General features: G+C 40.2%; 10 protein-coding genes and 2 pseudogenes. 10 read left to right on the top strand and 2 right to left on the bottom strand.

Going from position 1 to position 12,120, the window contains the following annotated elements:
* Positions 1–168 precede the first annotated feature (168 nt).
* Both H131_RS25560 and H131_RS24660 read left to right on the top strand, forming a co-directional pair.
* Positions 169–330: pseudogene (locus tag H131_RS25560) on the top strand (transposase); the annotation flags it as partial.
* A gap of 399 nt (positions 331–729) precedes the next feature.
* Positions 730–890, top strand: a pseudogene (locus tag H131_RS24660) (transposase); the annotation flags it as partial.
* Positions 891–923: 33 nt separating this feature from the next.
* Here the strand turns inward: H131_RS24660 and H131_RS19495 are convergent.
* Entirely contained in the window at positions 924–2,321 is a 1,398-nt protein-coding gene (locus tag H131_RS19495; RefSeq protein ID WP_010860844.1) for an alanine/glycine:cation symporter family protein, read from the bottom strand.
* Between the two features lie 505 nt (positions 2,322–2,826).
* Between H131_RS19495 and H131_RS19490 the strand changes: the two genes are divergently transcribed.
* Both H131_RS19490 and H131_RS19485 read left to right on the top strand, forming a co-directional pair.
* On the top strand, positions 2,827–3,519 hold the full coding sequence (locus H131_RS19490; RefSeq protein ID WP_010860843.1) for an aspartate/glutamate racemase family protein: 693 nt from the start codon (positions 2,827–2,829) through the stop codon (positions 3,517–3,519).
* 97 nt (positions 3,520–3,616) lie between these two features.
* Positions 3,617–4,675, top strand: coding sequence for a DmpA family aminopeptidase (locus tag H131_RS19485; protein WP_010860842.1), 1,059 nt, complete (start codon positions 3,617–3,619; stop codon positions 4,673–4,675).
* A 94-nt stretch (positions 4,676–4,769) separates the two neighbouring features.
* Here H131_RS19485 and H131_RS19480 read toward each other — a convergent pair whose 3' ends face one another.
* The gene (locus H131_RS19480) at positions 4,770–5,249 is read right to left on the bottom strand and encodes a hypothetical protein (protein ID WP_010860841.1); all 480 of its coding nucleotides are present in this window, start codon (positions 5,247–5,249) and stop codon (positions 4,770–4,772) included.
* A gap of 325 nt (positions 5,250–5,574) precedes the next feature.
* On the opposite strand from H131_RS19480, the gene H131_RS19475 reads away from it, so the two are divergent.
* The 6 genes from H131_RS19475 (at position 5,575) to H131_RS19450 (ending at position 12,110) form a co-directional block, all read left to right on the top strand.
* Positions 5,575–6,318, top strand: coding sequence for a M15 family metallopeptidase (locus H131_RS19475; protein WP_010860840.1), 744 nt, complete (start codon positions 5,575–5,577; stop codon positions 6,316–6,318).
* Positions 6,315–7,109, top strand: coding sequence for a M55 family metallopeptidase (locus H131_RS19470; protein ID WP_010860839.1), 795 nt, complete (start codon positions 6,315–6,317; stop codon positions 7,107–7,109). The genes H131_RS19475 and H131_RS19470 overlap by 4 nt, the downstream gene beginning before the upstream one ends.
* Positions 7,110–7,134: 25 nt before the next feature.
* Positions 7,135–8,202, top strand: a complete 1,068-nt coding sequence (locus tag H131_RS19465; protein ID WP_010860838.1) for a dipeptide epimerase — start codon at positions 7,135–7,137, stop codon at positions 8,200–8,202.
* Positions 8,203–8,227: 25 nt separating this feature from the next.
* Entirely contained in the window at positions 8,228–10,051 is a 1,824-nt protein-coding gene (locus H131_RS19460) for a peptide ABC transporter substrate-binding protein (protein ID WP_010860837.1), read from the top strand.
* A gap of 140 nt (positions 10,052–10,191) precedes the next feature.
* Positions 10,192–11,136: an ABC transporter permease gene (locus H131_RS19455; protein ID WP_010860836.1), complete on the top strand. Its 945-nt coding sequence runs from the start codon at positions 10,192–10,194 to the stop codon at positions 11,134–11,136.
* Positions 11,136–12,110 (top strand): ABC transporter permease, encoded by a 975-nt coding sequence (locus H131_RS19450; protein WP_010860835.1) that lies wholly within the window; start codon positions 11,136–11,138, stop codon positions 12,108–12,110. The genes H131_RS19455 and H131_RS19450 overlap by 1 nt, the downstream gene beginning before the upstream one ends.
* The last annotated feature ends 10 nt before the right edge of the window (positions 12,111–12,120 follow it).

The following is a 12,120-nucleotide window of genomic DNA, read 5'->3' as shown; positions in this document are numbered from 1 at the left end:
CATTTTTCTCCGCTACGGCGACGCTTTAAGCGGGAGTCGCCGCCTTCGCTCCGAACAACTATTGAAACACTTCTATTTCAATTAAATCTATTCATAATTTTAGGCATAAAAAAAGGACATCTTCTGATGAAATTTAAGTACCCCTACAAAAATTAACACAGAGCTATGATTTACCGTCAACGCAAAGTTGACGTGGAGTCGGTTTTCGGATTCTTGAAAGCTAATTAAGGTTTCACACGATTTTCTGTCCGTGGAAAATCGAAAGCTGAGAACGAAATCGGCCTTGCATTAATGGCCGTAAATTTAAGAAAATATGCGGTACGAGGATAATTCTTCACTACATATTGTCAAAATCAAACGCAAAAATCGAGATTACATCATGCAATCTCGATTTTTACGTGAACTGAAACTATTTATGTCCCAGCCTCTTCAGACTGTCGACAAACTCAAAAAATTTTGAGAGTTTGCTAACAGTCTTTTTTTTTACAATTAAATTAAGTAAAGTAAAGCTGTTGATTTCCACTACGGGCGGATGCTTTCCGCGGGCGGGGTCGAGTTGCTTCCCTCGCTTCGCTCAGTCCAGAATCTCGACTTTCCCGCTTTTCCCGTAGGAATCACCGCTCTTCGTTCCAATCAACTTCTAACTCCATATACCTATGTTGATTAAAAGTAAACTTTTGAGGTGATTATCAATGATGACGAAGAATCACATCAATGAACGTGAACAATTATGTGAAGGATGAACGCAAAAAGCAGTTGCGTATTCTTTCCATGCAGCGACAGATGAAAAGGGCTTTATATTAGGTGCCATTGTGACTCCGGGAAATATGCACGATAGCCATGTGTTGCAGCCACTTGTTGAAAGGGTTATTCAAAAAGTTCAAAAGCCATCGAGAGGGAATTCTCGATGGCTTCTGTCTTTTTTACTTACGATCGTCTTCCCAACAATCCGTATTTTTTAATCCTGGGATTGATTTTGCGTAAAATACAGGATTTTTACCCAATTTACGTTGCTGAGTAAAGTCATCTAACACAAGGAAAGCAATCTTGCCAAGTAACATAATGACCACAATATTGATCATCGCCATTAGACCCATAAATAGATCTGCTAAGTTCCAAACGAGTTGCACCTGTGCTACCGAGCCGAACATCACCATGACAAGCACAAAAATACGATAACCAATCATCCAACCTTTATGAGCATTGAGAAACTCAATATTCGATTCTCCGTAATAGTAATTGCCAATGATGGAACTAAAGGCGAAGAAAATAATCGCAATGGCGATAAAATAAGGCGCCCATCCACCAATATGTTCAGCTAACGAATTTTGAGTGAGGATGATGCCGTTACTTTCACCTGTGTCATAAAGACCCGCCAAAATAATAATGAATGCTGTAGCCGAACAAATAAGGATTGTATCAAAAAATACGCCTAAACTTTGTACAAGACCCTGTTTGGCCGGATGTGAAGTATTGGCAGTTGCAGCTGCGTTAGGTACACTACCCATACCAGCTTCATTCGAAAATAAACCGCGACGTACACCTTGCATGATCGCAACGCCAATTGCTCCGCCAGCTGCCTCTTGAAGGCCAAACGCCTGCGATAAAATTAGCTGAAAGACATGTGGTATTTCCGAGAAATTGGTCACGACAACGTAAAATGCAACAAGTAAATAAAAAACAGCCATCACTGGGACAATTACTTGGGTAAATTTTACAATTCTATGTACGCCACCAAAAATAATCACGGCAGTTAGCAAAACCAAACAGATTCCAATGTAAGAAGGTTTAATCTGAAAAGCTTCTCCGACAGAGGTTGCAATCGTATTAGACTGAACTGCATTAAAGATAAAACCAAAGCTTAGCGTTAAAAGAATACTAAAAATAATGCCTAATTTGCGTTGACCTAAAGCTTTTTCCATATAATAGGCAGGGCCACCACGGAAAGTGTTGCCGTCTTTTACCTTGTAAACCTGTGCAAGCGTACTTTCTATAAATGCTGTAGCCATACCTACAATGGCAATAATCCACATCCAAAATACCGCACCTGGTCCACCTACACCAATAGCGAGTGCCACCCCTGTGATATTACCAGTACCAACGCGAGAGGCTGCGCTAATCGTAAAGGCCTGGAATGGAGAAACGCCAGATTCTCCCTCTCTTTTTTCAACTATTAAACGAAACATTTCGCCAAAGAGACGTATTTGCACAAACTTAGTGCCGAATGAAAAATACAAACCTGCTGCTATTAACAATACGATGAGTATATACGTCCATAAAATATCATTCGTTGAGTTAACAATATCTGAAATCCATTGCATCTATCTTCCCCCTTTTTCAGTACGTTTTAGTCTACACTGTTTTTTTGTGAAAAATCAACTTATTGAAAATACTAAAAAATGTTAATAATCAGAATATAATATTACCCTGTCACTTTAAAATGATTGAAACGGAATAAAATGCATCAGGGAGGGTTAATAGAGTCGCTCTATTCAGAACATATTGAAATAGACAACTTCAATATCTTTTTTATTAGTATAAATGTTATTTTTTCTTTCATACCAATGTTAATCATTCTTTATCTAACCCAATTAAACGGTCAATAAGACGTCCATCACAAGTTGGAAGATGACAACGAGGTAGGTGATCAACTGACCTTAAAAGCCGATTGGTTCACCTAACAATCAGAAGCATCGACTGAAGTTTCACTTTATCCTTTTTTTCCTATTTGAAAAAAAGCTGGAGAAAGAGTAGAAAAGTTAAATTCGTGTTTTTTTGGGATGAATTTCTAGTATAATAATTAGATATTTATATGGAGGCGAGTACATGAAAACAATTGGATTAATCGGGGGCATGAGCTGGGAGTCTTCAGCGGAATATTATCGGCTCATCAATGTAAACGTCAAGCAACAACTCGGCGGTTTGCATTCGGCAAAATGTATTTTGTACAGTGTTGATTTTCAAGAAATCGAACATTACCAAGCGGCAGGTGAATGGGAACAAGCTGGACAAGTGCTTGGGCAAGCGGCACAATCTTTAGAGAAGGCGGGAGCCGAGGTCATTGTGATTTGTACGAATACGATGCATAAGGTATGTGAAGTAATTGCGGCGAATATCACGATTCCTATTTTACATATTGCGGATGCAACTGCACTTCAAATTCAACAAGCGAGCTTACAAAAGGTTGCACTACTTGGCACAAAATATACGATGGAGCAAGACTTTTATAAAGCTAGAGTCGAAGGTTTTGGCATTGAGGTAGTGATTCCAAATGAAGAGGAGCGCAACGGCGTGAATCGAATCATTTATGAGGAATTATGTTTAGGTGTGATTGAACCTGCTTCAAAAAATTATTATTTACAAGTGATTGAAAAGTTAATAGAAGCTGGAGCGCAGGGCATTATTCTTGGCTGTACCGAGATTGGCTTATTAATTAAGCAGGAAGATGTAGCTGTGCCTGTATTTGATACAACGGTTATCCATGCCCATGCCGCAGTGGCAACGGCGATTCAATCGTAAAAATATCAACGTTTTGACAGATGGATTCCTTGGATACGTTAATCCATAGTCTAGGTTCCACTGAGAATTGTAGTGAATGTAATGGTGAGGTGAGTATATGCGGAAAAAAGTACGAGACATGGGTATGATAATTGGCTCGTTACCAGCAGGGTCGAAAAACTGTATAACAGATGTAGCGGGCGTGCGTGTAGGACATGTAACGCTTGATGAAGAACTGAATCAGGACGGTGCGTATGCATGTACAGGGGTAACAGCCATTTTACCGCACGGAGGAAATCTATTTCAGCAAAAGGTTACCGCTGCAGGCTATGTACTTAATGGCTTTGGCAAGACAACAGGACTTGTACAAATTAATGAACTAGGCGTTCTTGAGTCACCGATTATGCTGACAAATACATTTGGTGTACCTGCTGTAACACAAGGGACTTTGCACTATATGTTAGATACCAATACAGAGATCGGCGATTCGACAGGGACGATTAATATTGTCGTTGGGGAATGCAATGATAGTTACTTGAACTCCATTCGTGCCTGTTCGGTTAAGCCTGCGCATGCGATTGAAGCGATTCGCGTTGCGTCAGAAGCTATAGCACAGGAAGGAGCAGTTGGGGCAGGAAAAGGCATGATATGCTTCGGCTATAAGGGCGGCATCGGCTCATCTTCACGTATTGTGACTGTAGAACAAGAAGAAGTAAATTATACAGTTGGCTGTATGGTGTTAAGTAATTTTGGACATAGTACAGAGTTTTTAGCCGACCGTTACCAGGTCGTGAATGCTCAAAGTGAATCTTCCATATCACCAACAGATGGTTCGATTATGATTGTCCTAGCGACGGATGCCCCGCTTAGTAGTCGCCAGCTGTCTCGTATCGTTAAGCGCTGTGGCATTGGTCTTGGACGTACGGGCAGTCATTTCTCACACGGTAGTGGGGATATTGTCATTGGCTTTACAACGGCCCACAAAATCCCACATGCATCGAATCAACATGTAGAAACACGTACGCAGTTGCGTGAGGATCATCCCATTATGAATCAATTATTTACTGCAACGGCAGAAGCGACAGAAGAAGCCATTTTAAATTCTCTATCACAGGCACAGACAACCACTGGTCGAGATGGCCACGTAGTAGAAGCTTATCATTTTAATGAAAAGTAGTAATGGTAATTAGAAAAGTTATTGAGGCACCTCAATGGGTTTCAATAACTTTTTTATTTTTCATGGCTAGAACTTCATGCCTACAAATAAATTCTTATAAATGAACAAAGTATTTTGTATAGTCCACAAACTGCATTAAAAATTTCTTTAAATCGTTGTTCACTTCTTGTAAACTACCATATATATTTTGCTCAGTTAAATAATAAGCGTCCGACAAATAAAATAAATGGCCTGTTATCCACCCATTTCTTTCTTCCAACTGTACATAGTCAATTAAACGTGACAGCATGGAAAAAATATCTGATGTGTTGTTGGGTGAAAGGAAATATTTATTCAGCAAAGCAAGTATGATTTTAGAAGGTAAGTCGTTATTGGAACCTCCATAGAACATATGTAATTTAGAACAGACATCAACTAGTTTTTCCTTTGAAGATAATGAAATTTCAATAATCTCATAGGGTGGTTTATCAAGTTGTTCAATTATAGTGTCTGCCCATCTAATTACATCTTGAACAGAATGATATCCTATCGCTAAACCTAATCTATAAACTTCAGCGATAACTTTTATTTCCATAGAATCCTCCTTTTTAAAGCTAGATTTATTCCTAAAATATGTAAAATTATAACTACTAATTCAAATATAACACGATTTAACAAAATGTTTGTATAAAAATCCCTAAATTTTCATAGAAAGCATTGCATTTCGACTTTCTACGTAGATTTCCAACAAGGGAATAGCCCATTTTGTAAGAAAACAAGATAATAACCATTTATTTGTAATAATGCTTTTTTTATCTAGTCAACGAATAATCGGTGTGCTAACATTTACATTAAAAATACTGAATTATCCAAAAATGAAACATATACTTAGCTTCCTATTCTGTGGAGAGTTGAGGTGCATGATGATGCTAGGAAAGCTAGTTCGGCCTATTGAGGTACTAAAAATAGCCAATAGTCAACCGTCTCTATCCTTACAGGAGAATAGGGAGCCACTAAGAAAAGTTGGGGCGTATCATCCTAGAATTTTTGTCGAGCCGATTTATTATTTACAGCGTATCCCACACAGCCTAAAATCGCTTTATTTGCGTGAGGGTGCGTATGAGCGCTTGATACAAGCTGCTCTTTTATTGCCTGAAAACTATAGCCTCATTTTGTATGACGGCTATCGTCCATTACAGGTGCAACAGTTTTTGTTTACGCAATTTTCGAAGCAAATAAAGAGCCAAAATCCAAATTTCACAGAACAACAGATTTTACAAGAGACGCGAAAGTATGTAGCGTTTCCTAGCTTAGGAAATGAACATCTGGCTCCTCATCTAACAGGGGGAGCCATTGATATAACACTAGGAGATAAAAATGGCAAGGCATTAGATCTTGGTACGGCATTTGATGAAATAAGTGAAAAATCAGCAACGCGCTATTTCGAACAGCATACAGCAGGAAATGTGGAAGCTTGTAAACATCGACGGATACTATATAACTGTATGACAATGACTGGTTTTACGAACTATGCAGAGGAATGGTGGCACTACGACTTTCACAATATAGCTTGGGCAAGACGCGTGGATGCGCAACAAGCCAGTTATGGTGCTATCGAAGCACAAATATATGACAATCAAGTAAAGGAGTATCGATATCTATGAAAGTATATATCAGTGCAGATATTGAAGGAATTACGGGGACAACATCTTGGAGCGAAACGGAGCTCAATGCGCCAGATAATGAGTTTTTTCGCAAGCAAATGACAAAGGAAGTGGAGGCTGCTATCGAAGGAGCGATTCTTGGCGGGGCAACAGAAATTTTACTAAAGGATGCGCATGATTCCGCACGTAATCTGGATATTTCCAACCTACCTGTTAACTGCAAGGTCATTCGTGGTTGGACATATGAACCGATGTGTATGGTCGCTGGGCTTGATAACAGCTTTAACCGTGCCATTTTCATTGGGTATCACAGTAAAGGGGGAAGTGCACGAAATCCATTAGCGCACACACTTTGTGTCTTTGCTGATGTGAAGATTAATGGCGAATATGCCAGTGAATTTTTAATTAATACGTACGCGGCTGCTCTTCATGGCGTGCCGGTTGCATTTGTCAGTGGAGATGTGGGGCTAACCGAGGAGATTCAAACCATCAATGACAACATCGTTACATTTGCTACGAAGGAAGGGATTGGCAATGCAACGATTAGCGTGAGCCCACAGTTGACCATTAAAGAAACGAAACGTCTAGTAGCAACATCTATGAAAGTGGAGCGAGAGGCGTTACAAGTGACATTACCTGAGCGCTTTGTCGTAGAAATTATTTACCGTGACCATACACGTGCCTATCGTAATTCCTTTTATCCGAATGCAACTTTTAAGCCGCATAATACCGTTGAATTCGTGACGGATGATTATTTTGAAGTGCTTCGCATTTTACAGTTCCTAACATAAGCCAAACAGAATAGTAGGTGCAGGGATGAAAATTAAAGATATCAAGGTTGCGAAAGTGGAGGCGCCGCTCATCACGCCATTTAAAACAGCCCTTCGAACGGTGCATAGTATTCACAATATTGCTGTTTATATCTATACCGATGATGGGCAAGTCGGCATTGGCGAAGCAGCCCCGACAGCTGTTATTACGGGCGAAACATTCGGCTCGATTACGCACGCCATTGAACACTATATCAAGCCTGCCATTATGGGGCTGGATATAGCAGATATTGTCCACTTAATGGAACGATTAGACACAAGTATATATCAAAATACCAGTGCTAAAGCTGCGGTAGATATGGCGATTTATGATTTGTGTGCACAGCACTATCAAATCCCGTTGTATAAATTACTCGGTGGTTACCGCAAGGAACTCGCGACTGACATTACGATTAGTGTGAATGAGACAGAAGAAATGGTGAAAGATAGTCTTGAAGCTGTAGCGCGTGGTTTCCAGATTCTAAAGGTCAAGGTTGGCAAGGATCCACTAGGAGATGTGAAGCGCGTTGTGGCGATACGACAAGCTGTTGGCCAACACATTACATTACGGGTAGATGCAAATCAAGGTTGGACGCCAAAGCAAGCGGTGCAAATTATCGGAGCACTTGAGGATGCAGGCATCAATATAGAATTAGTGGAGCAACCTGTTCACTATAGCAATCTAGCTGGTATGCAATATGTAACAGCCAATACATTGACGAATATTTTGGCTGATGAAAGTGTTTTCTCCGCCAGAGATGCCTTGACGATTATCGAAAAGCGTGCAGCTGACATCATTAATATCAAACTCATGAAAACAGGTGGTATCCATCAAGCACAGAAGATTTGCCACATAGCGGAGGCAAATGACATGCCCTGCATGATTGGTTGCATGTTGGAAACAAAAATTAGCGTAAGTGCGGCAGCTCATTTTGCGGCATCACAAAAAAATATCACAATGATAGATTTAGACGGACCAAGTTTATGTTTGAAAGATCCTATTACAGGTGGTCCAATTTTTGACAACGCTCGCATTACCATGACGGATGCAGTTGGAATAGGATTTTCGATATAAAAAGATTGCTAGGGGGAGGCTTTTTATGAAAAAGTATTGGTTTCTTTTAGTGTGTCTTATCGCATTACTTTGTACAGCATGCAGTAATGATTCTTTAGAAGATAAAAAATCAGAATACCGAGTAGTTTATTCAGGAGAAATTAAAACCTTAAACTATTTAAAAACTTCTGAAACCAATGAGTTTGCTGTTGCGGCTAACTTAGTCGACGGGTTGATTGAATATGATAAGTATGGTGTTGTACAACCAGGTTTAGCAAAAGAATGGACTTCAAATGAAGATGCAACCGTGTGGACTTTTAAACTTCGAGATGATGTGAAATGGGTAACACATGACGGCAAAGAGTACGCAGATTTAGTTGCGCAAGATTTTGTGGACGGCTTAAACTATGTGCTTGATGCAAAAAATGAATCGTCAACTGTATGGAGTGCAACTGTTGTGAAAAATGGTGAAGCGTTCTATAACGGTGATATAACAGATTTCTCAAAAGTTGGTATAAAGGCAACCGATAAACATACAGTAGAGTATACTTTAGAAGCACCTACACCCTATTTCCTCTCTATGCTGAACTATGTATGCTTCTTCCCAGTTAATGGTGAATTTTTAGCTGATAAAGGTGGGAAATTCGGCACAACACGTGAAGATTTCCTTTATAACGGTGCTTATCTTTTAGACAAGTTTGAGCCTCAAAATGAGCGTGTACTGGTGAAAAATGATACGTATTGGGATAAAGACAAGGTACTAATCGACCGTATTCGCTATAAATATAACAAAGAAGCAGCCACTGTAGCGCCAGAACTATTCCTGCGTGGTGAAGTGGATTCAGCAAGTATCCCGACCTCTATCATTGATGAATGGTTCAATGATGACAAGAAAAAATCTCAGGTCCGTCAAACTCAAAATAACTTCTATACGTATTTCTATGCGTTAAACTTTGATCCACAATTCGATGCTGAATATGAACCCGATAATTGGAAGATTGCTGTTAATAATAAAGACTTCCGAAAATCACTTTATCATGCCCTTGATCGCGTATCAGCCATGTTAACAGTAGAACCATACAATCCACAGGACATGCTGAGTAATACGGTGACACCGAGAAACTTTGTGGATGTGGCAGGGGTCGATTATACACTATTAGCCCCATTAGAGCCTATTACAAGTAGTGATTCCTTTAATAAAGATCTAGCACTAGAATTTAAGGGAAAAGCAATGGCTGCGCTTGAAGGAAAAGTGACCTTCCCAGTGAAAGTATTGATGCCATACAACTCAGGTAGTCCAGATTGGGCAAACCGTACACAAGTAATTGAACAACAAATCGAAAAATTATTAGGGGCTGATTATGTTGATATTATCGTAGAGGCTGGCCCATCAACAGGCTTCTTATCAGAGGTACGTCGCCCAGGTAAATTTGCGTTACTGGAAGCGAACTGGGGTCCGGATTATGCTGACCCATCAACATATACAGAACCATTCAGTGTCGATGGCACTTATAACAAACCAGAGTTAGCGGAGGGCTATAAAGAAGCCAATGGAAAAACAACGTATCAAAATTTAATCGATGAAGCGAAAGCGACAATCGATACTGCTGAACGCTATGATCTATTTGCGAAAGCGGAAAGATTCTTAATTGAAGAAGCATTTGTCATTCCTTATGCAGTAGGTGGTAGTGGCTATGTCGCTTCAAAATTAAACCCATTTGAAGCGCAATACTCGCCATTTGGTGTAACATCTGAAAAATTCAAAGGCCAACAAGTCTTAGACAAGCCTATGAGTAATGATGAATTCAAGGAAGCTTTAGCAAAGTGGGAGCAAGAACGTGCGGATGCTTTAGTCAATGCAACAAAATAACAGCTCGACATCATCATGGCAAAGCTACATTCAAATAGCTACTAGTGGTGATTTTCATGAAGAAGGAGATGACCGAAAGAGACTAGTCGGCATCTCCTTCTTTCTTTCTCGAATTTAGTCATAGTAGGGAGGAATAAACGATGTTGTGGTATATCGGCAAACGATTGTTACAATCAGTCTTCACCCTTTTTATCATTATCACGATTGTTTTTTCATTACTACGTTTAATGCCTGAAGAAGGTTATTTAGGAGCAGCGGCAGACAAAATGTCACCCGCCCAACAGGAAGTGTATTTAACCAATTTAGGTCTACGAGATCCGCTGCTTGTACAATTAGGAAATTTTTATGCAAACTTATTGCAAGGAGATCTGGGCAAATCAGTTACATATCGTACAGATGTACCGGTTGTCGCGATCATCGCAGATAAGATCATTTATTCGTTACTGTTTGGACTAGGGGCCGTTGCACTGTCACTCATCGTTGGTGTACCACTTGGGATTTTAATGGCGCAGACGAAAGGTCGCTGGCTCGATCGTTTAGGAACTGGCTACATTGTCTTCGTCGTAGCTGTACCGGCAGCAGTTTATTACTTAGTCATTCAAATGTATGTGACAGAAATCTTCCGTTTGCCGATGCTCTTTGACGAATATAATCCCATTACTTGGATATTACCGCTACTGTCAATGGCCTTAGCACCGACAGCTTCCTACGCCATGTGGATGCGTCGCTACATGGTAGATGAACTAAATAAAGACTATATTAAGCTAGCGCGGGCAAAAGGCGTGAAAGAGCGGACATTAATGTTTAGTCACGTCCTCCGAAATGCCTTCATTCCGATGGCACAGTACTTACCTGCAACCATTTTATTTACCATCACAGGCTCCATCTATATTGAATCCTTGTATTCCATTCCAGGGATGGGGGGCTTACTCGTCGATGCCATCCAGCGGCAGGATAATACCATTGTCCAAGGACTTGTCCTTGTTTTTTCATCACTAGGAATCATCGGTTTGATTTTAGGTGATATTGCCATGGCACTTGTTGACCCACGCATTAAATTAGGTAAAGGGGAGAGTGTACGCTAATGAGCATATATACAGAAGAAATTAATAATATCTCAGACAAGTCGCGTGAAGCGCTGTTTCAGTTTGCTGAAGCTAGTGACAGTAAAGCTGAAGAAACAGCCTACTCCAATTATTCTTACTGGCGTTCGACATGGCAATCCTTTTTGAAAAATCGCTTGGCGGTCTTTTTATTAGTCGTCGTTTGTCTAATTGTCGCATTTACCATCCTGCAACCGTACCTACCACAGCAAAACTCACCAACTGAAATCTATCTTGACGACCAAACAGGCTTGCAAGCTCGCAATGTTGCACCTAACGCTGAATTTTGGTTTGGGACAAACTCGATTGGGCAGGATTTATGGTCGCGTATTTGGGCAGGGACTCGTACCTCGTTACTAATTGGTTGTGTTGTTGCGTTGGTTGAGGCCGTCGTTGGAATTACAATTGGTACACTATGGGGCTTCTCTCGTAAGTTAGAGGTACCGATTACACAGCTCTACAATGTGGTGGATAATATTCCGACAACAATTGTCCTTATTTTAATGTCCTATATTTTACGACCGAGTATTTCGACCATCATCATTGCTATGTGTATTACTGGCTGGGTGGAAATGGCCCGCTTCATTCGGAACCAAATTGTGATTTTACGTGACCGTGAATATAACTTGGCCTCTAAATGTTTAGGGACGCCTGACTACCGCATTATTATAAAGAATCTATTACCCTATTTAATTTCGGTCATTATGCTACGGATGAGCCTCGCGATTCCTTTTGCCATTGGTGCAGAAGTGTTTTTAACCTATATTGGGCTAGGGCTTCCAATCAGTGAACCGTCTTTAGGGAATTTAATCAATGAAGGCCGTGTCTTGATGATGTCACCAGATTTACGTTATCAGCTAATTTTCCCAAGTATTGTATTAAGTATTATTACCATTGCCTTTTATATTATTGGCAATTCATTTGCGGATGCAGCAGATCCAAAAAATCACGTATAAAGGGGGAATA

The sequence above is a fragment of the Lysinibacillus sphaericus OT4b.31 genome (genome assembly GCF_000392615.1).
GTDB lineage: Bacteria > Bacillota > Bacilli > Bacillales_A > Planococcaceae > Lysinibacillus > Lysinibacillus sphaericus_B.
The sequence above is the reverse complement of the archived record's forward strand: the minus strand, read 5'-3'. Positions and strand labels throughout refer to the sequence as shown.

Coding starts and splice junctions, on each gene's coding strand:
- H131_RS19460 (WP_010860837.1), top strand. CDS start 8,228: ATGAAAAAGTATTGGTTTCTTTTAGTGTGTCTTATCGCATTACTTTGT.
- H131_RS19490 (WP_010860843.1), top strand. CDS start 2,827: ATGAAAACAATTGGATTAATCGGGGGCATGAGCTGGGAGTCTTCAGCG.
- H131_RS19450 (WP_010860835.1), top strand. CDS start 11,136: ATGAGCATATATACAGAAGAAATTAATAATATCTCAGACAAGTCGCGT.
- H131_RS19480 (WP_010860841.1), bottom strand. CDS start 5,249: ATGGAAATAAAAGTTATCGCTGAAGTTTATAGATTAGGTTTAGCGATA.
- H131_RS19485 (WP_010860842.1), top strand. CDS start 3,617: ATGCGGAAAAAAGTACGAGACATGGGTATGATAATTGGCTCGTTACCA.
- H131_RS19495 (WP_010860844.1), bottom strand. CDS start 2,321: ATGCAATGGATTTCAGATATTGTTAACTCAACGAATGATATTTTATGG.
- H131_RS19465 (WP_010860838.1), top strand. CDS start 7,135: ATGAAAATTAAAGATATCAAGGTTGCGAAAGTGGAGGCGCCGCTCATC.
- H131_RS19475 (WP_010860840.1), top strand. CDS start 5,575: ATGATGATGCTAGGAAAGCTAGTTCGGCCTATTGAGGTACTAAAAATA.
- H131_RS19455 (WP_010860836.1), top strand. CDS start 10,192: ATGTTGTGGTATATCGGCAAACGATTGTTACAATCAGTCTTCACCCTT.
- H131_RS19470 (WP_010860839.1), top strand. CDS start 6,315: ATGAAAGTATATATCAGTGCAGATATTGAAGGAATTACGGGGACAACA.